Origin of the sequence: Roseobacter insulae, from assembly GCF_019375555.1 — a bacterium.
Taxonomy (GTDB): domain Bacteria; phylum Pseudomonadota; class Alphaproteobacteria; order Rhodobacterales; family Rhodobacteraceae; genus Roseobacter; species Roseobacter insulae.
In genome coordinates, this window is record NZ_JAHXDN010000001.1 from 1,213,837 (window position 1) to 1,240,554 (window position 26,718).

The following is a 26,718-nucleotide window of genomic DNA, read 5'->3' on the forward strand; positions in this document are numbered from 1 at the left end:
AACACGCAGGCAGTTTGCAACGGTCGGAAAGCGGGCGGTTCAGCCCAGCAAACGCCGCGCGATCACCTGCGCCTGGATTTCGGCGGCGCCTTCGAAAATATTGAGGATGCGCGCGTCACAGAGCACGCGGCTGATCTTGTATTCCAGCGCGAACCCATTACCACCATGTATCTGCAACCCGTTGTCCGCGGCGGCCCATGCCACGCGCGCACCGAGTAGCTTGGCCATGCCCGCCTCAACATCGCACCGCCGCCCCTGATCCTTCTGAAAGGCGGAGAAATAGGTCAGCTGACGGGCGATCATCACTTCAACGGCCATCATCGCCAGCTTGCCCGAGACGCGCGGGAAGTTGATGAGCGATTTGCCGAACTGTTTCCGGTCTTGCGCATACTGCATGGAGATATCGAGCGCGGATTGCGCGACGCCGATGGCACGTGCCGCAGTCTGAATGCGGGCGCTTTCAAATGTCTCCATGAGCTGTTTGAACCCTTTGCCTTCTTCTCCGCCAAGAAGGTTTTCGCCCTTGACGTGGAAGTTGTCGAAGGCGAGTTCGTATTCCTTCATGCCGCGATATCCGAGAACCTCGATTTCACCCCCGGTCATCCCCTCGGTCGGGAAGGGGCTGGCGTCATCGCCGGGCGTCTTCTCGGCCAGGAACATCGACAAACCTTTGTAATCGGAAGTGCCGGGGTCGGTTCGGGCCAGCAACGTCATAACCTGGGTGCGGGCCGCGTGGGTGATCCATGTCTTGTTTCCGGTGATGCGGTAGTCATCCCCCTCCTTGACCGCACGTGTGCGTAGACTGCCAAGGTCCGACCCGGTGTTAGGCTCGGTGAAAACCGCTGTGGGCAGGGTCTCCGCCGATGCCAGGCGCGGCAGCCACTTTTCTTTTTGCGCATCGGTGCCACCGGCAATGATCAATTCGGCCGCGATTTCGGAGCGTGTGCCGAGGCTCCCCACCCCGATGTAGCCGCGCGACAATTCCTCGGAGACCACGCACATGGAGGCTTTGGAGAGGCCAAAACCGCCGTATTCTTCCGGGATCGTGAGGCCGAAGACACCCATTTCGGCCAATTCTTCGATCACCTCCATCGGGATCAACTCGTCCTTGAGATGCCAGTCATGAGCAAATGGTTCCACTTTCTCAGCGGCATAGCGGCGGAACTGAGCGCGGATCATTTCCAGCTCTTCATCCAGCCCCGATGCGCCAACGGTAATATCTGCCGAATGCTCCTGCATGAGTGCCACAAGGCGGCTACGGGCCGCTTGGGTGTTTGCGCCCTGCGTCAGCGTCCTCACTGCCGGGTCCATCATGGCACGCATGTCCGATTGATCCAGACCGAGGTCCTGCAAACGCACGATCTCACCCTGGTTCATCTGGATGCCCCCGTAGATTTGCCAGAGGTATTCGCCGAAGGCGATCTGATGCAGCAATTGTTCGGTCTCGCCGAATTTTCCCTGACCCTGCAGCGCGGTCGCCCAGTTGTGCATCTGCCGCAAAGCTTGCGCATAGGTTGCCAGCCACGCCAGACCATGGGCCGCCGTCTGATGTTCTTCGATCAATCTGCCAGAAACGCGCCCGTCCTCCGACACCAGCGACCTGACGCGGGATGTCGCGGTTTCCAGTACCGCATCCACTGGCGGCAAAGCCGCGGATGTCAGCGCCAGCAGGTTGTCCAGAATGACGGGTGTCTGCATTGGGGATTGTCCATCATGGGGCATTTTCTACATCCTTTATCGGTCGCGCTTGATGTAGGTCTTTCGCACTTGCAGCGCAACAAAAATACGTGAAGAAGCGTCAATTTGGACGAAAGTTACGAAGTCGATTGCCTCTCTCGGGCGCCGCGCCATGCAGTTGCTGCCGAGCAACAGTGATATTGTTCCAGAAAGAGAGACAAAAATGGAAAAAACGCCGCTTTCGCGGCGCTTGATCAGTCACAGTACTAATACGATTCTAACTAAACTAAGGGACACGTCGGGCGGTGGACGAACCTGCCGCCCGACGTGCCAGTCACCAGGGGCTCAGCCTTGACGTGCGACGGTTACGCCTGAAACGTCCTCAATGAACGTGACAATGCGTGTCTTGATTGTATCGTCACGGATGGCGGCAAGCGCTGTGACGATTTCGAGGCCCGGATCGCGGCGTTCGGATTTTTCCGCTGAAGTATCAAGGCCTTCGAAGAAGTAAGACGTGGGCACGTCAAGGATTCGCGATAACTCGTAAAGACGGCTGGCAGCAATTCGATTAGATCCAATTTCGTATTTTTGAATCTGCTGAAACGACAGGTCCAGTTCCCGCGCAACGTCTGTCTGGGACAAACGACGCATGGTACGGATCTGCTTCAACTTGCGGCCAACGTGAACATCGACTGGATGGGACATAACTATTTAACACCTCTGGTTGTGACTGTCTTCACTCTTCGCGGGAATCGGCGAATCGTTCAACTGAGTACCTTTTTCTTTTTTTTGATTAAAAATGTTCAGGTGATGGGTGAAAAATGTTGCATTAGTGGGTGATTTATTTACCATCAGATGCCATGAACCGGATCGTGGACCCGTCAGTTGCATCTGAAGCGGTAAAGAAAACCGCTGACTCTCATGGCCTGTTGCATGAGATGATCCGGTCGTTCACGACGCTGGCGCGGACGCTCAACCTCAGCCACGCCGTAAAGGAACTGGGGAGCACCCGACAAACGGTGCGGCGGCACATCAGCCAGCTCGAAGATGCGAAGGGCGTTGCACTCTTCACCGTGGAGGATCGCCAGTACCGTCTGACCGAAGATGGCGAGCGTGCGCTGCCTGAGGCGCTGGATATTCTGGCCCGCGGCAACGCGTGGCTGAACAGCAACGTAAGTCACGTTCACGGACTTCAGCTTTTCAGCACAACTCTGCCGAATGGCTGGTGTTTTTGGCAGCAGCAGCACTCGCTCAGTCGCATATGGAATTCGGAGTCCTGTGTGATGCGTGAAACGCTCCGAAGCTGGGCCATGGCGGGAGGAGATATCGAATCACCTCACATGGAACATGTGCGCCCGTACCTCATCGTTTACCGCCATACGATCGCCGGATGGATATGTGTGGAGTTCGGAGAGCAATCTTTTTTCGTCAAGTGGTTTGGCTGGGCAAAAGCGCGCAGCAGCGTTGGGCGATCTCTCGGTCGGATGCCGGGTGGGGACGACTTCAAGCGCATGCTGGATCAACCGTTCCACGAGGTTCAAACCACGCAAAGTATGCGGTTAGATCATGTATTTACACTGGTTCCGAGCGAATCTGACGGGTCGTTGAAGCCCGTTAACTACCACCGTTTAATGCTAGGAGGGCGATTCCCTGACGGCAGTCTGGCACTGTATTCCCTGGTCGAGCCATCGGATGATATTGAGATATTCGGGCTGGATCATGGCAAAATTGTGCAACCTTCTGCCGATATTATGTTAAATTTCGACTCAGCTAACGCAAAATTCGAGCGTTAAGCACTTATTTAGGCTAGCCTTTGTCCGAGGGTGCTCGGCAAAGGAGTTTTGGCATGTCATTTCATAGTATGAACGAGGGGGCACAATTCGTTGCTACCAGTCGTGATATTCTGCTTCAAAATCAAATAACGGTCACAATTGGGACAAATTTCCTCGAGTACCGGCAGCTCCTTCGGGACGAGCGTCCGCAGCAGGTCATGGGCGCGCCATTCGACCCTGATGTGCACGATCTTAACCATAAAAATGCCTTCTGGCTCATTGCGCGCGATAGCGATGGACTGTTGATGCACACCCAGGCGTCACGTCTGATCGATCTCAAGCAGCAATCCCTCAGCGGCTATATGCTCAAGAAGTTCAGGGAGTTCCCGCCGGCAATCCCTGATCTGGATCTTGAGCGTTCGCGGTATCGTGCAAGCCCCGGTGCCAATCGCATCACCGGTCAGGTGGTCTACCACGGTGAAGTCTGGATGGGCGATACCGGGCAATATCGGGGCACGGGGCTCTCAACCGTGCTGGCCCGCTATGGTATTCATGAGGCGATGTGCCGCTGGAATCCGGATTACATCTTCGGCTTCATGGCACGCACTGTTGCCTACAAAGGCTTTGCCGAGCGAATGGGCTACATGCACAACGAGCCGGGCGCATTGCGCTGGTACCGCAAGGGGCATGAGGCGCCGCTGGAAGGTTTCGTGAGCTATCTCAGCAACGAGGACACGCGGTACCTGCTCGAAATGCCGGTGGTCGATGTGGTCGACGTGCCACAGCGCCAGCGCAAGGCGGCCTAGCGCGGTTCGCATGGATGGGCACTTCAGTCCACGTGGCGGCGTTCAACTGATCGCCGCCGCTTTCACGTCTTCGTCAATGAATGGCAGATACTGTTCGAAGTTGTCCGAGAACATCTTGACGAGCTTTGCCGCCTGGCGGTCATAACTTGCCGCGTCGTCCCATGTGCGGCGGGGATCGAGCAGAATGTTTGGCACACCTTTCACATCTACCGGCACGTCGAAACCAAAGTTCGGGTCCTTGCGGAACGGGGCATCGGCCAGCGAGCCATCAAGGGCAGCGGTCAACAGCCCTCGGGTGGCCATGATCGGCATGCGGCTGCCGGTGCCATAGGCGCCGCCGGTCCAGCCGGTGTTCACCAGCCAGCAGGTTGCGCCGTGGGTTGCGATCTTTTCGCGCAGCAGGTTGCCGTAGACCTCGGGGCGCCGTGGCATGAAGGGTGCGCCGAAACAGGTGGAAAAGGTCGGCTCGGGTTCCGTCACGCCCCGTTCCGTCCCCGCTACCTTGGAGGTGAAACCCGACAGGAAGTGGTACATCGCCTGCGCCGGCGTCAACCGGGAGATCGGAGGCAACACGCCGAAGGCGTCGCACGTCAGCATGATGATATTCTTGGGATGCCCGCCGATCGCGGAGGTAGACGCGTTGGAGATGTAGTTAAGCGGATAGGCGCAGCGCATGTTCGCCGTCAGGCTGTCATCGTCGAAATCGAGTTCCTTGGTCTGCTCATCATAGACCATGTTCTCGATCACGGTGCCGAACTTTTCTGTCGTGGCGTAGATCTCGGGTTCTGCGTCGGCGCTCAGGTTGATTGTCTTTGCGTAGCACCCGCCCTCGAAGTTGAAGGTTCCCGTGTCTGACCAGCCATGTTCATCATCACCGATCAGCGTGCGGGCAGGGTCCGCGGACAGAGTGGTTTTGCCGGTGCCCGACAACCCAAAGAAGACCGCGGTGTCGACCGGGTTCCCCGTCGCATGGTTGGCGGAACAGTGCATCGGCATCACGCCCTTGGCTGGCAAAAGATAGTTCAGCAGGGTGAAGACGGATTTCTTGTTTTCGCCCGCATATTCTGTGCCCCCGATCAGGATGAGCTTCTTGTCGAAGTTCATCGCGATGACAGTATCCGAGCGGCAATTGTGCCTTGCCGGGTCCGCCTTGAAGCTGGGGCAGTTGATCACGGTAAAATCGGCGATGAACTCGTCCAGGTCTTCGCGGTCCGGGCGCCGCAACATATGGCGGATGAAAAGCCCGTGCCATGCAAGCTCTGTGATCATGCGCACGTTGATCGCATGTTTCGGGTCGGCGCCACCGGTGAGATCCTGCACGAAGTAGTCGCGACCCTTCATATGGTCCAGCATATCGCTGTGCAGCGCGTCGAACCCCTTGGGGGTCATGGCAGCGTTGTTTTCCCACCAGATGGTGTCTTTGACGCTGTCGGTCTTCACCACATGTTTGTCTTTTGGCGAACGGCCGGTAAACTTTCCGGTCGTCACAAGAAATGCGCCGCCCCGGCCAAGGTGACCCTCGCCCCGCAAAAGAGCCGCTTGGATGAGATCGGGTTCGATCAGGTTATAGTGGACAGTACCTACCCCCTTGATCCCTTGATCCTCGAGGGTGAAGTCCGGGTTTACCCGTCCATGTGTCATCCGCACGTCTCCTTTGGTGCGCTCCTGAATAAGGCGCATGCGCCTCTTAACATGCCGATTTTGTTGTTGAACAGGCAGGTAAGGTGCAGTTAGCGCCATCATTGCAAACTTTATTTCCGCAGGTCTCCCGTGGTGTGGAATGCATGTGCGAGGTTGTTCGCGGCATGGCACCAATGTGCGGCAATTTAGCCATTGGTAATCAAATTATGACCCAAATGTGGCGGAGTGCCGTGCTGATTCGCACTTAAGGATTGATTCGGAGGGCCAAAAAGTGGTCAATTGCCCAAAAAATCAAATAAACGAGCAGTACAAGGAAACGGGTAATGTCTAAAATTGCATTGGTGGACGACGACAGGAATATCCTGACGTCCGTGTCCATGACGCTCGAAGCAGAGGGCTTTGAGGTCGAAACGTATAATGACGGGCAGGCCGCGCTTGACGCGTTCAACAAGAAACTGCCGGACATGGCAGTGCTTGATATTAAGATGCCGCGCATGGATGGGATGGACCTGCTACAGCGCTTGCGGCAGAAAACCGCGATGCCGGTGATCTTCCTGACCTCCAAGGATGACGAGATCGACGAGGTACTGGGCCTGCGCATGGGGGCCGATGACTACGTCAAAAAGCCCTTCTCGCAGAGGCTCTTGGTGGAACGTATTCGCGCGCTGTTGCGGCGTCAGGACGCGGTTGCCGGTGATGTTGTGGCCGATAGCGAAGAAACCAAAGTCATGGAACGTGGTGATCTGCGCATGGATCCCCTGCGCCACGCGGTAAGCTGGAAGGGCAAGGATGTGTCGCTGACGGTCACCGAATTCCTGCTGCTGCAGGCTTTGGCGCAACGCCCCGGCTTCGTCAAATCCCGTGACCAGTTGATGGATGTCGCATACGACGATCAGGTTTACGTCGATGACCGCACGATCGACAGTCACATCAAGCGCCTTCGGAAGAAGATGCGCACCGCGGATGATGAGTTCTCGGCGATTGAGACCCTCTACGGTATCGGTTACAGATATAACGAAGAATAACCGAAGAGATGGCTTTGGCCGAGAGGAACTTTGTGCGGGATATGACCCCTCCTCCCACCCAGGACGGCGACGTCGTTCTGGGAGAAGACTGGGTGGCGCCGGAAAGCACCGCCGGAAGTGAAATGCGCGCGTCGCGCGAGCGACGCGGTCTGATGTCCCTGCGCAGCTCGCCACTGACGCGGAAGATCATCACGTTCAATCTGATCGCGCTCAATGTTCTTGTTGCCGGTATCCTGTACCTCAACTCCTCGCGCGACAGCCTGGCACTGCAACGCGCGGCCTCACTGGTTTCCGAATCCGAGCTGATCGCTGATATTATCGAGGTTCAGCTGCCTTCTGGCGCACCAGTCAATCTGGCCACCAGCGATGGTGTGGACGTGGCGGCAACGCTTGACAGCCTTGACCTGCGCAATGGCGTCGAAGTGTTTGTTTACGACCAGTCCAAGACTCTCATTGCTAATACCGAAGGCCGATTGGCGGCGGACCAGATCGCGGGCGATGCGGGGGGAAAAACCTTTCTGACCGATGGCTTGAGCTGGCTGTGGTCAGCAATATCCGCTCCGTTCGGAGAACTGGAAGTCGCGGACCAGACCCCGTTGAGTGACAAAATCAAACCGATGATTGATGGCAGCCTTAAGGATGGCACTCAAATCCGCAACGAATTGGACATCGCGGGGGGCGCGCTTTTCACGGTCGTGACACCGATCCTGCAAAATGGACAGGCCATTGGTGCCGTGGCCGTGGCGACCGCAACCGGGGAGATTGACAATCTGGTCCGTGGCGAGCGCGAACGAGTGTTGCAGATGTTTGTCATCGCGACGCTTGTTTCGATCGGTCTCAGCCTTGTGCTGGCATCGACAATTGCCAACCCTCTTGCCGATTTGTCGGCTGCCGCGGAACTTGGGCGCGACAAAAACGCCCGGAAAATGAACCCGGGCCGTATTCGCATTCCGGACCTGACGGCCAGGCCTGACGAAATCGGCCGCTTGAGCGGTGCGCTGCGGGGCATGATTTCAGCACTCTATAACCGCATAGATGGCAACGAGCAGTTTGCCGCGGACGTCGCCCATGAAATCAAGAACCCCTTGGCATCCCTGCGCTCGGCGGTCGGAACGTTGCGAATGGTCAAGCGCGAGGACCAGCGCGAAAAGCTGCTTGATGTGATTGATCATGATGTACGCCGCCTGGATCGCCTGGTCAGTGACATCTCCAACGCTTCCCGGCTTGACAGCGAACTGGTCAAGGAAGAGGAAGAGCCGTTCGATGTGCTGACCACACTGTCGAATCTCGGGCAGTATCTGGGTGAAGATGCACGCTCAAAAGGCATTGAGTTCATCACGGATTTGCCCGACACGCCGATCATCGTTCATGGGTTGGAAGCGCGGCTTGCACAGGTCTTCGTCAACCTGATCACGAATGCCATTTCGTTCTGCGAGGATGGCGATGCGATCCGGATTTGGGCACGGACCAAGGCCAACCGGGTGCTGATCGTGGTCGAGGATACGGGACCCGGTATTCCCGATCAGGCGCTGGCCAAGATCTTCAAACGCTTCTATTCGCAGCGGCCGGATGAGCACTTCGGAAACAACTCGGGGCTTGGCCTGGCGATCTCAAAGCAAATCGTCGAGGCGCATGGTGGCGTGATATGGGCCGAAAACATTCGTCCGACCGAAGCTGACATCACATCAGATCCCCTGGGCGCGCGCTTCGTCGTGGGCCTGCCAATCTGACCCGTGAATCCGGGCGGCGCGCCTGCTTCTGATCGCGGCCCGGTTTTGTTCCACGCGAGCTGTGTTGCATTGCACGGGCGGGCGGTGCTCATTCTGGGCTCTGCCGGGCGCGGGAAATCGGGACTTGCCCTGCAATTGATGGCATATGGCGCTGACCTCGTCGCCGATGACCAGACCGCCCTTGCCAAGGACGGGCTGAACCTGACCGCCAGGGCTCCCGCAACACTTCAGGGTTTGATCGAAGCGCGTGGTGTCGGGTTGTTAAAGGTCCCAGACTATACTTCCGCCCACGTGGTTGTTGCAGTGGATCTGGATGACGCAGAAATGGAGCGCTTGCCCGAGTACCGGGAACGCATCTTTCTCGGTATCCGTATACCGCTTCTTCACAATGTGGATAGCGCCTATTTTCCGGCGGCAATCTTGCAATATCTGAAAGCTGGAAGAAGAGATCCGGAATGACCGAACAGGAACCGACAGCACGCCGCGTTGTTTTTGTTACCGGGCCGTCAGGGGCCGGGCGGTCCAGTGCGCTCAATGTGCTGGAGGATGCGGGGTTTGAAACCGTCGACAACCTGCCGCTTCGTCTGCTGCCCGACCTGCTGGAGGGCCAGTCGCACAACCGTCCATTGGCCTTGGGGATCGATCCCCGGAACCGCGACTTTTCCACGATGAACGTGATTGATCTTCTGGGGCAACTAACCGGTGTTGCCGGGCTGGTGCCGGAACTGTTGTATCTTGATTGCAGCACGGACGTGCTGTTGCGCCGATATTCCGAAACACGGCGCAGGCATCCGCTTGCACCGGAAGATCGCCTGGCCGATGGCATCACGCGCGAGTTGGAGATGCTTGGGCCGTTGCGAGCCCGCGCCGATGTGTTGATTGATACCAGTGATCTGAACGTTCACCAGCTTCGGTCAGAGGTGGAACAGTGGTTCGCTCCCGGGGGCCAAAGGCGCCTCACGGTCTCTGTTCAGTCTTTTTCCTACAAGCGGGGCCTGCCGCGCAGTGTCGATATGGTGTTCGACTGCCGGTTTCTGGCCAACCCCTTCTGGATACCGGAGCTGCGGGCGTTGAACGGCACGGATGCCGCTGTCGAATCCTACGTTCAAGACGATCCCCGGTTCAGTGAGTTCGCCGACAAAGTGCTGGACCTGAGCCTATTGTTGCTGCCTGCTTATCGCGATGAGGGAAAATCATACCTGTCAATCGCCTTTGGGTGTACGGGCGGACAGCATCGCTCGGTTGTTATGGCGCAGAGGCATGCTTTGCGCCTTGCAGATAACGGCTGGCAGGTGTCAATAAGACACCGCGAATTGGACCTACGCAAAAAAGAAGAGGCATAAGCCGTGATCGGTATCGTGATTGTCGCACATGGCGGGTTGGCCAAGGAATACCTGGCCGCCGTTGAGCATGTTGTGGGCAAGCAGACGGGTATCAGGGCAATCTCGATTGACGCGGACCATGATCGCACATTGAAAGAACAGGAAATCTGCACAGCGGCAAATGATGTGGACAAGGGAAACGGCGTGGTGGTCGTCACTGATCTTTATGGCGGATCGCCGTCCAATCTCAGCCTCTTGGCATGTCAGCCCGGCAATCGGCGCATCCTTTACGGTGCAAATCTGCCCATGCTGATCAAACTGGCGAAAAGCCGGCACAAGGCGGTCCCGGATGCGGTTCGGCTGGCGCTGGAAGCAGGTAAGAAGTACATCGACAGCCAGAATGTGAGCCAAGAGCAGGAAAGCCAAGCCAGACCATGACTGAGTGCACTCTTGAGATCGTAAACGAAAAGGGGCTGCATGCGCGTGCCTCGGCAAAACTCGTGGAAGTTGTCGAAGCTTTCGATGCCAGCGTGGAGGTCTCGAAGGATGGCCTGTCGGCCTCGGGAGACAGCATAATGGGACTTTTAATGTTGGCAGCGTCCAAGGGAAGTTATATTGACATACGGACCTCTGGACCCGACGCTGATGCTCTGGCTGACGCTCTGAAGACACTTGTGGCGGACATGTTCGGCGAAGGTCAGTAACTAACCGCGCGTTCACAAAGTGCGCTCAGCAGGATAGCAGGTCTTGGCAGATAGTACGCAAGACATCGACGTAGCGACACCAACTGTTGAAACGGTTGATCTTCAGAAATACGACCGACGCAGCTTGTCCTACGCATCGACTTTCGGCGACCCCAGAAAGGCAGCAATCATACGGGTGATCGAGGCGTTTACCGGGAAACTCACCATTCTGCGTCTGGTGCGCAAATTCGAAAAACGCGGTGCGCCGACCGGTCAGGCCTTCTGGCGCGCGGCGCTTGACGTCATGGGCATTGACCTGATGACGCCGCAAAGCCAGCTGGACCGTATCCCGAAGGATGGTCCGGTCATCGTGGTGTCGAACCATCCGCACGGCATGGTCGATGGCATGATTTTCGCGGACCTGATCGGGCGTGTGCGTCCCGATTACCGAATTCTGACCCGCTCATTGCTGACGGTGATTGATGAGGTCGCAGGGTCCTACATGATCCCCGTGCCATTCCCGCATGATCCTGACGCGCAACGCAAGGGGGTCGAGATGCGTGCCAAGGCGATGGAGCATCTCAAGGAAGGCGGCGTGGTTGCGCTGTTCCCATCGGGGGGTGTCGCGGCATCCGAGACATTCTTTGGCCCTGCCGTCGAAGGAGAGTGGAACGTTTTCACCGCCAAGCTGATCCGTCGCTCCGGTGCCACGGTTCTGCCAATCAGGTTCCCGGGCCAGAATTCCCGCGCATACCAGATTGCTAACAAACTGTCACCGATGTTGCGCCAGGGTCTGCTGCTGCACGAAATCGTGCACTCTCTGAACAAGCCACAAGCACCTGTTGTCGGTCATCCTCTGTCGGATGCAGATCTCCGAAAATGGGATGATGATCCGCGCGGTTTCATGGCGTGGTTGCGCGACCACACCCTGTCCCTGACGGACTGATGACACCATATGGTCAGCGCGTCGGGACGGGTGCTTCTCCCCGGTAATCGTAGAAGCCGCGTTGCGTTTTTCGTCCTAACCACCCTGCTTCGACGTATTTGGTCAACAGGGGGCAGGGGCGGTATTTGGTGTCAGCCAAACCGTCATGCAGCACATTCATGATCGCCAGACAGGTATCCAGTCCGATGAAATCCGCCAGTTCGAGGGGCCCCATCGGATGGTTAGCACCCAGCTTCATAGAGCTGTCGATGGATTGGACGCTGCCCACACCTTCGTAGAGCGTGTAAACAGCTTCATTGATCATCGGCATCAGGATACGGTTCACGATGAAGGCGGGGAAATCTTCAGCGGAAGCGGCGGTTTTGCCCAGTTTGTCCACCACATCCTTGCAGGCCGCGAATGTCTGTTCATCGGTGGCGATCCCGCGGATGAGTTCGACCAGTTGCATGACCGGCACCGGGTTCATGAAGTGGAAGCCCATGAATTTTTCGGGCCGGTCCGTGCGGCTCGCAAGGCGGGTGATCGAAATCGATGACGTGTTGGATGTCAGGATCGTGTGTGGTTGCAGGTGCGGCACCAGATCTTCGAAGATCGCTTGTTTCACGGTCTCCCGCTCCGTCGCGGCTTCGATGATCAGATCGGTCTGTCCCAGTTCCGTCAGGACCTGTGTTGTTCGGATGCGTTTGAGTGCAGCTGTCTGATCTTCCTCGGTGATCTTACCGCGGCTGACCTGGCGCGCCATGTTGTTGCTCATCAGTTCCATCGCGTCATCGAGCGCTTCCTGGCTGATATCATTCAACAAAACATCGTATCCCGCGAGCGACATCACATGCGCGATGCCATTGCCCATCTGACCCGCACCAACAATCCCGATGGTCTTGATTTCCATGCAACGCCCCTTGTGATTTCGCTGCACTCTACGGTGCCGGGCAGGGGAGCCGCAAGGCCATGCGCTCTTTAAAATACCTGTCAAATTCCGCGTTTAAGGGAATGTAAGGAGGCGCCGTGCATGGTCCCTGTCGGGTGATTCAGGAAAGGTGGGTTTTATGACCTATGACGTACTGGGAGCGGGGGCTCTCGACTATGCGCCATGCAGATATGGCAACTCAAGACTATTGTTTCGCGGACCTGAGCGGCGACTGGACGCGCCGTATGTTGCCTTTCTGGGCGGCACGTCGACCTACGGCAAGTTCATCAAGACGCCGTTTCCGGCGCTGGTGGAGAGCGACCTTGGGGTGAATTGCGTGAACTTCGGCATCTGCAATGCTGGCGTCGACGTTTTGACAAACGACGGGTTTATTGCAGACACCTGTAACGGCGCTTCGGCGACTGTCATTCAGGTCGTTGGGGCGCAAAATCTGTCCAACAGGTTCTACACGGTCCACCCGCGGCGGAATGACCGCTTTGTTTCAGCCTCCAGACTGTTGAAGTCGATCTATCCGGAAGTAGATTTTGCGGAGTTTCATTTCAACAAGCACATGCTCAGCTGCCTTTACGAGGTATCCAAGCAACGCTTTGCAGTGGTTCGGGATGAATTGCAAAACGCGTGGACGGCCCGGATGAAGCTGTTGACCAAACGGATCGAGAGCAAGGTCGTTTTGGTCTGGTTTGCAGATCATGCGCCTTTGCGAAGTGAGCCGGTGGGTCTGGACCCGGCACAGTCTCGCACACCCTTGTTCGTGACGCGTGAAATGCTCGACGAGTTGCGCCAGTCGGTGGCTGAACTTGTCGAAGTGGTCGCAACACCCGAAGCCACGGCCGCGGGCACGGAAGGCATGGTTTTCAGTCAAATGGAGGCGATGGCCGCGGCCGAAATGCTTGGCCCCAAGGCACATGGTGAAGTTGCCGTGAAACTGGGTGAGGCCCTGCACAAACTGGTGTGAACAAAAAAAGCCGCGCTCCGAGAAGCGCGGCTTTGACTGTCGGGCAATGCGATCTCAGTCGAGTTTTTCAATCAACTCGGGCACTGCCGAGAAGAGGTCCGCAACCAGCCCGTAATCAGCAACCTGGAAGATCGGAGCTTCCTCGTCTTTGTTGATGGCAACGATGATCTTGGAGTCCTTCATCCCGGCCAGATGCTGAATGGCGCCGGAGATGCCAACCGCCACGTAGAGGTCTGGAGCGACGACTTTACCCGTTTGACCGACCTGCCAGTCGTTCGGCGCATAGCCTGAATCGACCGCGGCGCGTGACGCGCCCACGGCTGCACCCAGTTTGTCAGCCAGTTTTTCGATCAGGGCAAAGTCATCTTCCGACCCAACGCCGCGACCGCCGGACACAACAACACCGGCAGATGTCAGCTCGGGACGGTCGCTGGCTGCAACCTTGTCCTCGACCCATTCGCTCAGCCCCGGATTATCCACGGCAGAGATCGTTTCAACGGAAGCCGACCCGCCTTCGCCCGCGGCATCGAACGTCGATGTCCGGAAGGTGACGACCTTTTTGGCATCGGCTGATTTGACTGTTTGAACGGCGTTACCCGCGTAAATCGGACGCTCAAACGTGCTGCCATCCACAACGCCTGAAGCGTCGGAGATCACCATGACATCCAACAGGGCCGCCACACGCGGCATGACGTTTTTCGCGTCGGTCGTCGCCGGTGCAACGATGTGTTCGTAGTCGCCGGACAGCGAGACGATCAGAGCGGCAGTCGCTTCCGCGAGCCGATGCCCGAGGGAGGCATCCTCTGCCACCAGCACTTTGCTGACGCCATCAATCTTGGCGGCAGCAGCACCCGCAGCCGCAGCGGAGCCACCGGCCGCCAGAACGGTTACGTCGCCCAGCATCTTGGCAGCGGTCACCGCCTTGGCAGTGGCGTCCATCGCCAGTTCACCGTCGGTTACTTCCGCAAGGAGTAGAACAGCCATTACACGGCCCCCGCTTCTTTGAGTTTCGATACCAGCTCATCCACAGAGCCAACCTTGATACCGGCGGCACGTGCGTCCGGTTCAACGGTTTTGACGATTTCGAGGCGTGGGGAGACGTCGACGCCATAATCCGCGGCGGTCTTTTCGTCGAGCGGTTTCTTCTTCGCCTTCATGATGTTGGGCAGCGACGCATAGCGCGGTTCGTTCAACCGCAGATCGACCGTCACGACGGTTGGCATGGTCACCTTGATGGTCTGCATCCCGCCGTCAACTTCGCGGCTCACCACGGCATGATCGCCTTCGATGGCAACTTCGGAGGCAAAGGTCGCCTGGCTCCACCCCATCAGGGCTGACAGCATCTGGCCGGTGGCGTTCATATCATTGTCGATTGCCTGCTTGCCACAGAGGACAAGGCCGGGCTGCTCCTCCTCCACGATCGCCTTGAGAATTTTGGCAACGCTCAAAGGTTCGATGTCGGTGTGAACGTCGTCGGCAGCAACCACCAGAATGGCGCGGTCCGCGCCCATGGCCAGGGCTGTGCGCAGTGTTTCCTGGCATTGTTTGACGCCGATGGACACGACAACCACTTCGTTGGCCTGACCTGCCTCTTTGAGGCGGATGGCCTGTTCGACGGAAATCTCGTCAAACGGGTTCATCGACATTTTCACATTGGCAAGATCAACACCCGATCCGTCCGCTTTGACGCGCACTTTCACGTTGTAGTCGATCACGCGTTTGACAGGTACCAGAACCTTCATTGGCGTCTCTCTCCTTAGGAATGCGACTCACGTTGCCGCAAGTCGGTTTTTTATCTGAGGTGTGGTTTAACCAAGCTTAGCTGCATGAAACAGTGTAAAATCGTCATGCCACGCGGCAGGAACGCCGCGTTTTAATCCAATTTCCCGGTTTGGAGCGAAAATTTCCGATAGAACCCGCTCGAATTCCTGGTTTCACCAAGCGAGGTCACTTGCGTTCAACAACTAGCGGTTGGCCCCTGGTACCCAAAGAACATCATCCTTGCCGCCGTTATTGGCCCTGCGTGCCGCGACAAAAAACCAGTCACTCAGCCGGTTCAGATAGGTGACTGCCGCCGTGTTGATCGCTTCCATGGTTGCGAGTTCGACGCAGAGCCTTTCGGCGCGGCGTGATACCGTGCGGCAGACGTGCAAATGGGCCGCCAGGGCACTGCCGCCGGGCAGGATGAAGCTGCGCAACGGGTCGAGGTCCGCGTTCATCGCATCAATCTCCGTTTCCAGCCGCGCCACCTGAGCATCGATCATCCGCAGCGGCGGGTACTCGGCATCAGCATCCTGCGCCATATCCGGGCGGCATAGATCGGCCCCCAGATCAAACAGGTCGTTTTGAATGCGGCTAAGTGCAACGTCAATCTCGCCCTGCGCCTCCAGCCGGGCCACGCCGACAAAGGAATTCAACTCGTCGGAAGTGCCATACGCGGTTACGCGCAGGGAGTGTTTTGCCACCCGCGCGCCGTTTCCCAGTGCCGTTTCACCGGCATCGCCGGTTTTGGTATAAATCTTGTTCAGGACCACCATCTCGGATCAGCCTCCCTTTTGGCGGAGAAATACATAGAGCACGATCAGGCAGACCGCGACGAATTGTGCGGCAATCCGGTATCGCATCAGCTTGTTCGAGTTCTTCTTGTTGAACGCACCGCCACCGGCGAAACCGCCGAGACCCAGCATCAGAATGACGACGACCGCCAAACAGGCCAGCACGATTAGCACGAGTAATGGATCACCCACGGACTTTTTCCTTTTGTTCTACAGCCGGACATGTAGGGGGATGGCACGGAAAAGCGAACCGGTATTTGTCATGGTCTCGCAAGTCAGGCCCGTGACAGCACCCAGTCGAGCGCCCTGGTCGGCAGTATGCGACGCAATGCCGCCATCATGTAGGTTGGTGTCGTGACAAAATATCGCGGGCGCGGTTTTTGTGCTTCCAAGGCATGGATGAGCTTCACCAGAACCGCTTCGGGCGGCAGTTCGAACTTGTCCGGCCCGCGGCTTTCATAAAGGCGTCTGTTCAATCCGGTTTCGTAGTCCTTTCGCCGTGCAGAGGCGCGCCAGTCGATCCACTTCTCGAAATGCGGAATGGAGTTTTGCCTGATCTTCGACGTGACGGGTCCGGGTTCGATCAGCACGACGTGAAGAGGCGTGTCCCGCATTTCGATGCGCATGGTGTCCGTCAAACCCTCCAGCGCGTATTTCGTCGCATTGTAGGCGCCGCGCCATGGCAGGCAGATGAAGCCGAGGACGGATGAACACTGCACGATCCGACCATGGCCCTGTTTGCGCATGATGGGGATGATCGCGCGTGTCAGATGATGCCAGCCAAAGAAGTTGGCTTCGAAAATCTCGCGCAGTGCATCGGTTGGCAGATCTTCGACCGCGCCGGGCGTGCCATGGGCACCATTGTTGAATACCGCGTCGAGGGTGCCCCCCGTCGCCTCCAGCACTTCGGCGAGCGCGGCATCGATGCTGGCCTGGTCCGTGTAGTCCAAGAGGGGGCTTTCGAAACCTTCCGCTTGCAGCCGCTCGCAATCAGTGGCCTGTTTGCAGGCCGCAAAGACACGCCACCCCTTGGCCTTGAGGCCGATTGCCGCCGTGTATCCAATGCCCGAAGAGCAGCCGGTTATAAGTATTGATTTTTGCGCCATCTGCTTCTCCACACGTGGTGCCCGAAGCTTTGGCGCGTCGCGCCCGAGAGCGCAACCTTATCCTTTGGTCAGCAGAAAATCCGCAATCCAGCCCTCCGGACCACCGGCCACGGGCCGCAGCTTGACCCAGCCGGTACCGTCGTCCTGCAAGACTTCAACCCGCGTATTCCTGTCGAGCCGTGTTACGACGCCGTAACTGGTGCCGGGGCCGCCGCGCATGTTGACCGCTGATGCGTCCACGCGCCGGATATCCTGCGGAGATGACACGTCAGCCGAAGATGCTTGTGTGGTTGACCCTGGGAAGATGATACTTGGCAGGACACGCTCGCCAGCCCGGTTTGCACCGAAACTGACCGGCGTTATGTCAATGTTGTTCGTGGAAGCGGACGCAATTGTTGGCGTCACTGTGTCCGGCGCGCTGCTGTCCGGCTCAGCCTCCGCCTCGGATGTGTCATCAAGTACGTCACTCAAAGAGGTCAGGTTCAATGCCACGCGGGTGACAGTCGCCTCTTCTTGCACATTTGTAATAGCGGACACCTCAGCCGTCTGCGTTGTGGGCAACCGGGCCACGTCAACCGCATCCGACCTAGCGAGAATGGCGGCATTTCTTGCCGCGACCGGGTCAAAATCGGCCCCGCCGCTGAGCTCATAAAATGCCAGTCCCAAAAACCCAAAAGTCAAAAAAATGAATCGCTTCATCGCAACAATCCTCGTTACTCATCTGTCAAGTATAACACACAACTCACCTCCTGAACGCATAACTCCCCGTTTTGGTTTCCGTCAGGGGAAATTTTCACCCCAATTCGCATATTTTCATGTGATGCCGCCTGGCCACAACTCTGCAGAAAGAACGGGGCCGATATCGCGCTTGTTCGGGGCGAACCACGAGGTTACACAGCACCAATGGCCGACGAAACCAATATCCCCGACATGCCTCCCGCCGATGTGTCTGAACCGCTGCGTCGTGCACTGGGAGAGCGGTATTTAACCTATGCCTTGAGCACGATCATGCACCGGGCGCTGCCGGATGCGCGCGATGGGCTGAAACCCGTTCACCGACGTATCTTATACGCAATGCGTGAACTGCGGCTGAATTCCACGGGTGGATTTCGTAAATCGGCCAAGATTTCGGGCGACGTTATGGGCAATTACCACCCGCACGGCGACGCGGCTATTTACGATGCCATGGCCCGCTTGGCGCAGGACTTCAACGTGCGGTATCCGCTCGTCGACGGTCAGGGTAATTTTGGCAACATCGACGGCGATAACCCGGCTGCGAGCAGATACACCGAGGCGCGCATGACCGCCGTGGCCGAAGCCATGCTTGAAGGTCTGAACGAAAACGCTGTCGATTTCCGTGAAAACTATGACGGGACGCTCACGGAACCGGTTGTTTTGCCCGCGCAGTTCCCCAACCTGCTGGCCAATGGGTCCAGCGGGATCGCCGTCGGCATGGCAACCAATATTCCCCCGCATAACATCGCGGAACTCTGCGACGCCTGTATTCATCTCATAAAAACGCCCGACGCACGGGATGACACCTTGCTGAAGTACGTCCCGGGTCCGGACTTCCCGACAGGCGGCGTGATTGTCGAGCCGCCTGAAAACATCGCAACGGCTTATCGCACCGGGCGTGGGTCCTTCCGGTTGCGTTGCCGGTGGGAGGTGGAAGATCTGGGGCGCGGTCAGTGGCAGATCGTGGTCACGGAGATCCCCTACCAGGTTCAGAAATCCAAACTGATCGAAAAGATCGCGGAGCTGATCCAGACCAAGAAGATCCCGATCCTGGGGGATGTGCGGGACGAATCTGCTGACGATGTGCGCATGATCATCGAACCGCGATCCCGGTCGGTCGACCCCGAGGTGCTGATGGGCATGCTGTTCCGGACCTGCGATCTGGAAGTGCGGTTTTCGCTCAACATGAATGTGCTGATCGATGGGCTGACGCCGAAAGTCTGCTCGATGAAGGAAGTCCTGCGGGCATTTCTGGATCACCGCCAAGAAGTACTGGTGCGACGCTCCACGCATCGGATGGAGAAAATCGACCACCGTCTCGAAGTGCTGGAAGGCTTTGTCGTTGCTTTCCTCAATCTCGATCGGGTCATCGACATCATCCGCTATGACGCGGACCCCAAATCGGCGCTGATGCGAGAAGACTGGGGAAAATCGCACGTCCGCGCGACCGACGAAACAGACTACGTCTCGCCGGCGACGGGCGAGGGCGAACTGAGCGAGGTGCAGGCCGAAGCGATCCTCAACATGCGCCTGCGGTCGTTGCGGCGTCTGGAAGAAATGGAGCTGCTGCGCGAGCAGTCAGACCTGATGGAAGAGCGCGCGGGTCTTGAGGACCTTCTGGAGAATCCGCAGCTTCAGTGGGACAGCATTACCGCGCAATTGCGTGAGACAAAGAAACAGTTTGGCAAGGAGTACGAGGGTGGTGCGCGCCGCACAACCTTCGCCGAGGGCACGGTGATCGAAGACGTGCCGATCGAGGCGATGATTGACCGGGAACCAATCACCGTCGTCTGCTCGCAAATGGGGTGGGTTCGGGCCATGACCGGGCATATCGACCTGAACCGAGAGTTGAAATTCAAGGATGGCGACGGGCCCAGGTTCATCTTTCATGCTGAAACGACGGATCGTCTGCTGGTGTTTGGCTCAAACGGCCGCTTTTACACCGTGTCCGCTGCAAATTTACCGGGTGGGCGCGGTATGGGTGAACCGCTGCGGCTCATGGTTGATTTGCCGAATGAGACCGAGATCGTGACCATCCTGACCCATCAGCCGGGCCGCAAGCTTTTGGTTGCGTCCAGCGCGGGCGACGGGTTCGTCGTGCCGGAGGACGATGTCGTGGCACAGACCCGGAGTGGCAAACAAGTACTGAACGTACGTGGCGAGACCCGGGCCGTGGTGTGCCGACCGGTCACAGGTGACAGCGTTGCGGTGGTTGGCGAGAACCGCAAAGTGCTGGTTTTTGCCCTTGATGAACTGCCGGAAATGGGACGCGGCAAGGGCGTGCGGTTGCAAAAGTACAAGGATGGTGGCCTGTCCGACGCCACGACCTTTAGCCGGGACAGCGGATTAAGCTGGCTTGATCCGGCGGGACGAACGCGGACGGAAACGGAATTGACGGAATGGTCCGGAAAGCGCGCCAGCGCCGGGCGCATGGCGCCACGAGGGTTTCCGCGCGACAACAAGTTTTCCTGACCACCCCTTTGGCGGGTGCGCGCCGCACGCCCGCATGGATTGCAAGCGGCGCATCCTTCGGCTAGGCAAGACACCAACCGATAATATGCCGAAGGGTGAGACATGAAGAGGCAAGCAGCTTTACTGGTCAGCGTATTGGCCCTGACAGCCTGCGCGGGCGCACGCGACCTGGATGCGCCTCCCGTGCCCTTGGGCGACTTCAGCCTCGGGCACAACGTGGTTGTGGCCCCCAAGGTTGAGACGACTGCAACGATCAGTCGTGAAGTCTCCAAGGATGAGCTCACTGCCGCACTGACCACGGCCATCGCCGAAAGGTTTGACCGTTACGAGGGGGCGAAGGATTACCATTTCGGTGTCAGCATCGAGGGATATGTTCTGGCAAAGCCCGGCGTACCCGTGCTGCTGGCACCGAAGTCAGGAATGATCATCCGCCTGACCGTCTGGGACGATTCGCAAGGCAAGAAGTTGAATGAGGAACCGGCCCAGCTGACGGTCCTCGAAGAACTGAATGGCGCCAGCATCGTTGGTACGGGCTGGTCCCAGACCAAGGAGACCCAGCTGGAAAACCTGTCGCGCAACGCGGCACAGGCGATCGAAGACTATCTGGTGAAACAGAATGCAGAGCAGGGCTGGTTCTCGGAGGCCTCAGCGGCGAATGCAGCGCCTGCAGACGCTCCGACGGCAGGGGGAACTGACCCGTCTGATGCTGAATAGGAGGTCTTCGCACGTCGTGCTTGATTTTCCTGCCTGATCGCAATACATCGCGCGCCAGAGAAGGATCGGGTCACTGTCGACCCCATGAAAGCAAAAGGGCGCCTCCACCATGGCAAAGGCAAAGTTTGAACGTACGAAACCGCATGTGAACATCGGCACGATTGGTCACGTTGACCACGGCAAGACGACGCTGACGGCGGCGATCACGAAGTATTTTGGCGATTTCCAGGCCTATGACCAGATCGACGGTGCGCCGGAAGAGAAAGCCCGCGGCATCACCATTTCCACCGCACACGTGGAATATGAGACCGACGCGCGCCACTATGCGCATGTCGACTGCCCCGGCCACGCCGACTACGTTAAGAACATGATCACCGGGGCGGCGCAGATGGACGGCGCGATCCTGGTTGTGAATGCCGCCGACGGCCCGATGCCGCAGACGCGCGAGCACATCCTGCTCGGCCGCCAGGTGGGCATTCCCTACATGGTCGTCTTCATGAACAAGGTCGACCAGGTCGACGACGAAGAGCTGCTCGAGCTGGTTGAAATGGAAATCCGCGAGCTGCTGAGCTCTTATGAGTACCCCGGCGACGATATCCCGATCATCGCGGGCTCGGCGCTGGCGGCGATGGAAGGCAACAACCCCGAGATCGGCGAAGAGAAGATCCGCGAGCTGATGGCGGCGGTCGACGAATACATCCCGACCCCGGCGCGTGCGGTGGATCAGCCGTTCCTGATGCCCGTGGAAGACGTGTTCTCGATCTCCGGTCGTGGCACCGTTGTGACCGGCCGTGTCGAGCGGGGCGTGATCAACGTGGGCGACGAGATCGAGATCGTCGGCATCCGCGACACCCAGAAGACGACCTGCACAGGTGTTGAAATGTTCCGCAAGCTGCTGGACCGCGGTGAAGCGGGCGACAACATCGGCGCGCTGCTGCGCGGCATCGACCGTGAAGGCGTTGAGCGTGGCCAGGTGCTGTGCAAGCCCGGCTCGGTGAACCCGCACACCAAGTTCGAAGCCGAAGCCTACATCCTGACCAAGGAAGAGGGTGGCCGTCACACGCCGTTTTTTGCGAACTACCGCCCGCAGTTCTACTTCCGGACGACGGATGTGACCGGCACGGTTCAGCTGAACGAGGGCACCGAGATGGTGATGCCGGGCGACAACGTGTCTTTCGGCGTTGAGCTGATCGCACCGATCGCGATGGAAAACGGCTTGCGCTTCGCGATCCGCGAAGGCGGCCGCACCGTCGGCGCAGGCGTCGTCAGCAAAATCACCGAGTAAGCCGATCGGGTCAGAAATTGAAAGGCCGCCGATGAAAATCGGCGGCCTTTTTCCGTCCTAAGGTCGTCTTGTCACAGAACCAGTGGAGATAATATCCCGCTCACCATGAAGGACGGAGAATGCATTCAGTAACGGGCGATGGTCGTGTTGCTCATGAACTTGACATGGTCGGACGCGCCAACACTCTTGCCAGTCAGCGGATAATGCCCGGTCTCTGCACATCCCATCAAAATGACTGACGCGGCGAAGATCGACAAAATGGTTTTCGTTTTCATGGGTCTATCCCTAAATGTGGGCACGTTTTTCAACTGGTCAGACATGGTGTTCACTAATTTCGTGCAGCGTTTAAATTGCGTGTTCCGGGATCGTTGCCTGGGTGGAACAAGACAATGATTTGCATGACGCTGCGTCAGCGTCCGTGATCCAGATTACACTCGCGCAATTTTTTTCAAATTTTACTCAAACCCCGGGGTGTGTTCACGTCCGCCGGGTGTACCGCAAAAAGAGGAAACAAGGAGACCGGAATGACAGATGATCAGACGTTCCCAGCGCCAGACGTGATGCATCCGGTAAAGCTGGCAGACGGAACAGTGCACACAGGGACGGTCTTTCTGGCGGCGGCCATATCTCATCCGCGTATTCACGTGGGGGATTACACATATGCCAGCGCGCACCAAGCACCCGCAGACTGGGCCCGGCATCTGGCACCCTATACATACGATTTCTCGCCGGAGCGGCTTGTCATCGGGAAATTCTGCCAGATCGCGGATGGCGTCCAGTTCATCACATCCTCCGCCAATCACAGATACGATGGCATAAGCAGCTATCCCTTCGCCATTTTTGGAAGGGCCTCCAAGTCTGGGCGGCCATCCCTGCCGGAACCGGGCGCGGATACCATCGTCGGGAATGATGTCTGGATCGGGCAGGGTGCTTGCATTCTGCCCGGTGCGCGGATCGGTCATGGCGTCATTGTCGGGGCAGGGTCCGTTGTGGGCGGGGAAATCGCGGATTACTCGGTTGTTGCGGGAAACCCTGCACGGCCCGTGCGGCGACGTTTTTCGCCGCAGGTCGCTGCGCGCCTCGTGCATCTTGCATGGTGGGATTGGCCTATCGAAAAAGTTGTAACCAGCGAAGCAGTGATCTGTGGGGGTGACGTGGATGCGCTGGCTCAGGTCGCCCCCCGCTGAATCGCGCCAAATTGCCGAGTTTGAGCGCAATACCCTCTTGATCCCCGGTGCAATTCCGACTACGCCGAAGCCCGGCATAGGGGTTTAGCTCAGTTGGTAGAGCATCGGTCTCCAAAACCGAGGGTCGTGGGTTCGAGTCCCTCAGCCCCTGCCAGCCCATCCGCCACATATCCGCCATGATTTCGCCCCCGGATTGTCCGATTCGCCCCATACAATTGCCGCTATGGGGATGTGACGAAACAGGTGGACCAAACTATGGCACAAATGCAGGATGTGGATCGGGATGTTGCTGCCATCCGAGCCATGATCGCCGAGGAGAACACGGCGCCGGCGGCAATGCCGCGTCCGAAACGGGGCTCGGTGGACGCGGAACAGATTTCGCGAAAGGACCTTGCGCCCGCTCCGACCGCGGAGCGCCGGAAGAGCATTGCCGCGTCTGTGGTGTCGTTGCTGATCGTGCGTATCCTGCGCTATCGTCCGAATACCAAGGTCATTCTGGGCACAAGCTTTGTACTGATGGCGCTCCTGCAACCGGTCTTCGTTCTGGGTGTCGTGCTGGTCACCCTGATTGCGGTAATGATCACATATGTGGTTCTGGGGGCCGAGACATTCTGGCGGCGCTTCCTATCGGCCTTCCAGCTTTATGCAAGATGGTTCCCCGCCACGGCCCGCAAGTTGCGCATTCACGGCGAGTTGGCCGCGCGAAAATGGGACCGTCTTCTTGAACGCCTGCCGGATCGCCTGGCCGACAGCCTGCGCGCGCCCGATCTGCGGGCCATGGCGCGGGCCGACAAGCGGCACGCGGAGGCGATGGTGGACCGTCTGAACCGCCTGCATGACGAAACCGCCACTTAGGTCCGCGTCGCTACGCTCTTGAATTCCGGCGCATGGCTCGCTATGTCGCGTTCATCTCAAGCGCAGGAAAAAGCTACATGGCCACGACCAACCCCCTTCAGTTCATTCAGCAGGTTCGCGCCGAAGTCGCGAAAGTGGTTTGGCCGACCCGGCGGGAGGTCATGCTGACCACCGTAATGGTGTTTATCCTTGCAGCACTGACGGCAGTGTTCTTTGCGACGGTGGACATCATCATCAGAAGCGGCCTTCAGGCCGTGTTGAATGTGTTCGGCTAGAACTGAACGAGATCGTTCAAAAATCGCAGCAGACCCCTTGAAACATTCGGCCGTGCGGAGTATGCCGCACACCTGACCAGAAAAGTGGCGTGCGGCGATTCGAGTTGCGCGCCGATTTTTTGTTTGAAGTCATCGGGCTAAGTGCCTGAATGTTAGTGGAATTTTGGCGCTTGCAGTCGCGCCTGGCAAGACAGGGACCTAAGATCAGATGGCAAAACGGTGGTATTCGGTCAGTGTCCTGTCGAACTTCGAAAAGAAGATCGCAGAGCAAATCCGTACATCCGTGGCCGAACAGGGCCTTGAGGATCAGATCGACGAAGTGCTGGTACCGACCGAAGAAGTGATCGAAGTGCGCCGTGGCAAAAAGGTGACAACCGAGCGTCGCTTCATGCCGGGTTACGTTCTGGTGCACATGGAAATGTCCGATGGCGGATATCACCTGATCAACTCGATCAACCGCGTGACCGGCTTCCTGGGCCCGCAAGGCCGACCGATGCCGATGCGTGACGCCGAAGTGAACGCGATCCTGAACAGGGTTCAGGAAGGCGAAGAGGCACCGCGCACGCTTATCCACTTCGAAGTGGGTGAGAAGGTCAAGGTGGCCGACGGCCCGTTCGAGGATTTCGACGGCATGGTCGAAGAGGTAGACGACGAGAACCAGCGCCTGAAGGTGACGGTCTCGATCTTTGGCCGGGAGACGCCGGTCGAGCTGGAATACACGCAGGTCAACAAACAGTCCTGACGTGGCAAAGCGTGGGAGGCGAGGGTGCCGCGGCATCCGGACCGGACCACGACAACATGAACCTGAGGCAGCGCGCTGCCAAAGGGTTGGAAAAGGAGAAGGCCAATGGCCAAGAAACTTGCCGGGACCATGAAGCTTCAGGTTCCCGCCGGTCAAGCAAACCCGTCCCCGCCGGTAGGTCCGGCGCTGGGTCAGCGCGGCATCAACATCATGGAATTCTGCAAGGCGTTCAACGCTAAGACCGCAGATATGGAGCCCGGCGCGCCGTGCCCCACCGTGATCACTTACTATCAGGACAAATCCTTCACGATGGATATCAAGACGCCACCGGCGTCCTACTACCTGAAGAAAGCTGCCAAGCTGAAGTCCGGCGCGAAGACGCCGTCGCGCGAAATCGTGGGTCATGTGACCTCCAAGCAGGTGCGCGAGATTGCCGAAGCGAAGATGAAAGATCTGAATGCCAACTCCGTCGAAGCGGCAATGCAGATCATCCTGGGCTCTGCCCGCTCCATGGGCATCGAGGTGAAGTAAGATGGCAAAGCTTGGAAAAAGAACCCGCGCCGCGCGTGAAGCTTTCGCTGGCAAAGAGGATGTGACCGTTGAAGAAGCCGTTGCGCTGATCAAGGGCAATTCGAACGTGAAGTTCGACGAGACGGTCGAAATCGCGATGAACCTTGGCGTTGACCCCCGTCACGCGGACCAGATGGTGCGCGGCGTGGTCGGCCTGCCGAACGGCACTGGCAAATCGGTGCGTGTTGCGGTTTTTGCCCGTGGCCCCAAGGCCGAAGAAGCCGAGAAGGCCGGTGCGGACATCGTTGGTGCCGAAGACCTGATGGAAACCGTGCAAAGCGGCAAGATCGAGTTTGACCGCTGCATCGCGACCCCGGACATGATGCCAATCGTTGGCCGCCTGGGTAAAGTGCTTGGTCCCCGCAACCTGATGCCGAACCCCAAGGTCGGCACAGTGACGATGGATGTCGAAGCCGCTGTGAAAGCAGCAAAAGGCGGCGAAGTTCAGTTCAAGGCGGAAAAAGGCGGCGTTGTGCACGCCGGTGTTGGCAAAATCAGCTTCGACGAAGCCAAACTGGTCGAAAACATCCGCGCCTTCGTTGGCGCCGTGTCCAAGGCGAAACCGACAGGTTCCAAGGGCACATACATGAAAAAAATTGCGCTGAGCTCGACAATGGGCCCCGGCGTGTCGGTTGCCGTGGATAACGCGGTCACCGAATAAGAGATTTGGCGGGGCAACCCGCCAGATAGGCACGGCCGAGCGATTGGCCTTGCTTCTGTCCGAGACGGAGGGTGTG

30 protein-coding genes and 1 tRNA gene are annotated in these 26,718 nt (G+C 58.1%); 20 read left to right on the top strand and 11 right to left on the bottom strand.

All coding sequences use genetic code 11. The annotated features are described in order from the left end of the window. Positions 1–39 precede the first annotated feature (39 nt). Positions 40–1,722, bottom strand: coding sequence for an acyl-CoA dehydrogenase family protein (locus KX928_RS05805; RefSeq protein WP_219499879.1), 1,683 nt, complete (start codon positions 1,720–1,722; stop codon positions 40–42). Positions 1,723–2,022: 300 nt separating this feature from the next. Further along, complete coding sequence (locus KX928_RS05810) at positions 2,023–2,382, bottom strand: helix-turn-helix domain-containing protein (RefSeq protein WP_219499881.1); 360 nt, start codon at positions 2,380–2,382, stop codon at positions 2,023–2,025. Between the two features lie 155 nt (positions 2,383–2,537). Between KX928_RS05810 and KX928_RS05815 the strand changes: the two genes are divergently transcribed. Continuing rightward, positions 2,538–3,470 carry a helix-turn-helix domain-containing protein gene (locus tag KX928_RS05815; RefSeq protein WP_219499883.1) on the top strand — a complete coding sequence of 311 codons (933 nt, stop codon included), beginning with the start codon at positions 2,538–2,540 and terminating at the stop codon, positions 3,468–3,470. Between the two features lie 53 nt (positions 3,471–3,523). Continuing rightward, positions 3,524–4,255 carry a hypothetical protein gene (locus tag KX928_RS05820; RefSeq protein ID WP_219499885.1) on the top strand — a complete coding sequence of 244 codons (732 nt, stop codon included), beginning with the start codon at positions 3,524–3,526 and terminating at the stop codon, positions 4,253–4,255. Positions 4,256–4,297: 42 nt separating this feature from the next. Here the strand turns inward: KX928_RS05820 and KX928_RS05825 are convergent, their stop codons facing one another. Then, positions 4,298–5,896 (bottom strand): phosphoenolpyruvate carboxykinase, encoded by a 1,599-nt coding sequence (locus KX928_RS05825; RefSeq protein WP_219499887.1) that lies wholly within the window; start codon positions 5,894–5,896, stop codon positions 4,298–4,300. Positions 5,897–6,219: 323 nt separating this feature from the next. Here KX928_RS05825 and KX928_RS05830 point away from each other — a divergent pair, with 323 nt between their 5' ends. The 7 genes from KX928_RS05830 to KX928_RS05860 are packed head-to-tail and all read left to right on the top strand — an operon-like array spanning position 6,220 to position 11,602. Further along, the gene (locus tag KX928_RS05830) at positions 6,220–6,921 is read left to right on the top strand and encodes a response regulator transcription factor (RefSeq protein ID WP_195819692.1); all 702 of its coding nucleotides are present in this window, start codon (positions 6,220–6,222) and stop codon (positions 6,919–6,921) included. A 41-nt stretch (positions 6,922–6,962) separates the two neighbouring features. Next, positions 6,963–8,651 (top strand): sensor histidine kinase, encoded by a 1,689-nt coding sequence (locus tag KX928_RS05835; protein ID WP_257883528.1) that lies wholly within the window; start codon positions 6,963–6,965, stop codon positions 8,649–8,651. A gap of 45 nt (positions 8,652–8,696) precedes the next feature. Next, positions 8,697–9,110 (top strand): HPr kinase/phosphorylase, encoded by a 414-nt coding sequence (locus tag KX928_RS05840; RefSeq protein ID WP_219499891.1) that lies wholly within the window; start codon positions 8,697–8,699, stop codon positions 9,108–9,110. Further along, positions 9,107–9,994 carry an RNase adapter RapZ gene (rapZ, locus tag KX928_RS05845; RefSeq protein WP_219499893.1) on the top strand — a complete coding sequence of 296 codons (888 nt, stop codon included), beginning with the start codon at positions 9,107–9,109 and terminating at the stop codon, positions 9,992–9,994. The genes KX928_RS05840 and rapZ overlap by 4 nt, the downstream gene beginning before the upstream one ends. Positions 9,995–9,997: 3 nt before the next feature. Next, complete coding sequence (locus KX928_RS05850; RefSeq protein WP_219499895.1) at positions 9,998–10,411, top strand: PTS sugar transporter subunit IIA; 414 nt, start codon at positions 9,998–10,000, stop codon at positions 10,409–10,411. Next, on the top strand, positions 10,408–10,677 hold the full coding sequence (locus KX928_RS05855; protein ID WP_219499897.1) for an HPr family phosphocarrier protein: 270 nt from the start codon (positions 10,408–10,410) through the stop codon (positions 10,675–10,677). Before KX928_RS05850 ends, KX928_RS05855 begins: the two co-directional genes overlap by 4 nt. Before the next feature lie 43 nt (positions 10,678–10,720). Beyond that, complete coding sequence (locus tag KX928_RS05860; RefSeq protein ID WP_219499899.1) at positions 10,721–11,602, top strand: lysophospholipid acyltransferase family protein; 882 nt, start codon at positions 10,721–10,723, stop codon at positions 11,600–11,602. Between the two features lie 13 nt (positions 11,603–11,615). On the opposite strand, the gene KX928_RS05865 is transcribed toward KX928_RS05860, so the two are convergent. Then, positions 11,616–12,491, bottom strand: a complete 876-nt coding sequence (locus KX928_RS05865; protein WP_219499901.1) for a 3-hydroxybutyryl-CoA dehydrogenase — start codon at positions 12,489–12,491, stop codon at positions 11,616–11,618. A 157-nt stretch (positions 12,492–12,648) separates the two neighbouring features. Between KX928_RS05865 and KX928_RS05870 the strand changes: the two genes are divergently transcribed. Next, entirely contained in the window at positions 12,649–13,485 is an 837-nt protein-coding gene (locus KX928_RS05870; protein WP_219499902.1) for a DUF6473 family protein, read from the top strand. A 54-nt stretch (positions 13,486–13,539) separates the two neighbouring features. Here KX928_RS05870 and KX928_RS05875 read toward each other — a convergent pair whose 3' ends face one another. The 6 genes from KX928_RS05875 to KX928_RS05900 form a co-directional block, all read right to left on the bottom strand. After that, positions 13,540–14,469, bottom strand: coding sequence for an electron transfer flavoprotein subunit alpha/FixB family protein (locus tag KX928_RS05875; RefSeq protein WP_219499912.1), 930 nt, complete (start codon positions 14,467–14,469; stop codon positions 13,540–13,542). After that, positions 14,469–15,227, bottom strand: coding sequence for an electron transfer flavoprotein subunit beta/FixA family protein (locus tag KX928_RS05880; RefSeq protein ID WP_219499913.1), 759 nt, complete (start codon positions 15,225–15,227; stop codon positions 14,469–14,471). The genes KX928_RS05875 and KX928_RS05880 overlap by 1 nt, the downstream gene beginning before the upstream one ends. 222 nt (positions 15,228–15,449) lie before the next feature. Further along, complete coding sequence (locus KX928_RS05885; protein ID WP_219499915.1) at positions 15,450–16,022, bottom strand: cob(I)yrinic acid a,c-diamide adenosyltransferase; 573 nt, start codon at positions 16,020–16,022, stop codon at positions 15,450–15,452. Positions 16,023–16,028: 6 nt separating this feature from the next. Continuing rightward, positions 16,029–16,232, bottom strand: a complete 204-nt coding sequence (locus KX928_RS05890; RefSeq protein ID WP_219499917.1) for a twin transmembrane helix small protein — start codon at positions 16,230–16,232, stop codon at positions 16,029–16,031. 83 nt (positions 16,233–16,315) lie between these two features. After that, on the bottom strand, positions 16,316–17,146 hold the full coding sequence (locus tag KX928_RS05895; RefSeq protein WP_219499919.1) for an SDR family oxidoreductase: 831 nt from the start codon (positions 17,144–17,146) through the stop codon (positions 16,316–16,318). Between the two features lie 57 nt (positions 17,147–17,203). Next, positions 17,204–17,845 (bottom strand): SH3 domain-containing protein, encoded by a 642-nt coding sequence (locus KX928_RS05900; RefSeq protein ID WP_219499927.1) that lies wholly within the window; start codon positions 17,843–17,845, stop codon positions 17,204–17,206. Between the two features lie 204 nt (positions 17,846–18,049). On the opposite strand from KX928_RS05900, the gene parC reads away from it, so the two are divergent. From parC to tuf, 3 genes are all read left to right on the top strand, one after another. Beyond that, positions 18,050–20,353, top strand: coding sequence for a DNA topoisomerase IV subunit A (parC, locus tag KX928_RS05905; RefSeq protein WP_219499929.1), 2,304 nt, complete (start codon positions 18,050–18,052; stop codon positions 20,351–20,353). A gap of 102 nt (positions 20,354–20,455) precedes the next feature. Then, positions 20,456–21,067, top strand: a complete 612-nt coding sequence (locus KX928_RS05910) for a hypothetical protein (protein WP_219499931.1) — start codon at positions 20,456–20,458, stop codon at positions 21,065–21,067. A gap of 109 nt (positions 21,068–21,176) precedes the next feature. Continuing rightward, complete coding sequence (tuf, locus tag KX928_RS05915) at positions 21,177–22,352, top strand: elongation factor Tu (protein ID WP_219499933.1); 1,176 nt, start codon at positions 21,177–21,179, stop codon at positions 22,350–22,352. 125 nt (positions 22,353–22,477) lie between these two features. Here the strand turns inward: tuf and KX928_RS05920 are convergent, their stop codons facing one another. Next, positions 22,478–22,627 carry a hypothetical protein gene (locus tag KX928_RS05920; protein WP_219499934.1) on the bottom strand — a complete coding sequence of 50 codons (150 nt, stop codon included), beginning with the start codon at positions 22,625–22,627 and terminating at the stop codon, positions 22,478–22,480. 249 nt (positions 22,628–22,876) lie between these two features. On the opposite strand from KX928_RS05920, the gene KX928_RS05925 reads away from it, so the two are divergent. The 7 genes from KX928_RS05925 to rplA all read left to right on the top strand — a co-directional run bounded on the left by KX928_RS05925 (position 22,877) and on the right by rplA (position 26,642). After that, the gene (locus KX928_RS05925; protein WP_219499936.1) at positions 22,877–23,539 is read left to right on the top strand and encodes a CatB-related O-acetyltransferase; all 663 of its coding nucleotides are present in this window, start codon (positions 22,877–22,879) and stop codon (positions 23,537–23,539) included. A 78-nt stretch (positions 23,540–23,617) separates the two neighbouring features. Continuing rightward, positions 23,618–23,693, top strand: a tRNA-Trp gene (locus KX928_RS05930). 101 nt (positions 23,694–23,794) lie between these two features. Beyond that, entirely contained in the window at positions 23,795–24,394 is a 600-nt protein-coding gene (locus tag KX928_RS05935) for a hypothetical protein (RefSeq protein ID WP_219499938.1), read from the top strand. A gap of 77 nt (positions 24,395–24,471) precedes the next feature. Next, the gene (secE, locus tag KX928_RS05940; protein WP_219499939.1) at positions 24,472–24,669 is read left to right on the top strand and encodes a preprotein translocase subunit SecE; all 198 of its coding nucleotides are present in this window, start codon (positions 24,472–24,474) and stop codon (positions 24,667–24,669) included. Between the two features lie 208 nt (positions 24,670–24,877). Then, positions 24,878–25,411: a transcription termination/antitermination protein NusG gene (nusG, locus tag KX928_RS05945; protein WP_219499947.1), complete on the top strand. Its 534-nt coding sequence runs from the start codon at positions 24,878–24,880 to the stop codon at positions 25,409–25,411. 105 nt (positions 25,412–25,516) lie between these two features. After that, on the top strand, positions 25,517–25,942 hold the full coding sequence (rplK, locus tag KX928_RS05950) for a 50S ribosomal protein L11 (RefSeq protein ID WP_219499949.1): 426 nt from the start codon (positions 25,517–25,519) through the stop codon (positions 25,940–25,942). Between the two features lies 1 nt (position 25,943). Then, positions 25,944–26,642 carry a 50S ribosomal protein L1 gene (rplA, locus tag KX928_RS05955; protein WP_219499951.1) on the top strand — a complete coding sequence of 233 codons (699 nt, stop codon included), beginning with the start codon at positions 25,944–25,946 and terminating at the stop codon, positions 26,640–26,642. Positions 26,643–26,718 lie beyond the last annotated feature (76 nt).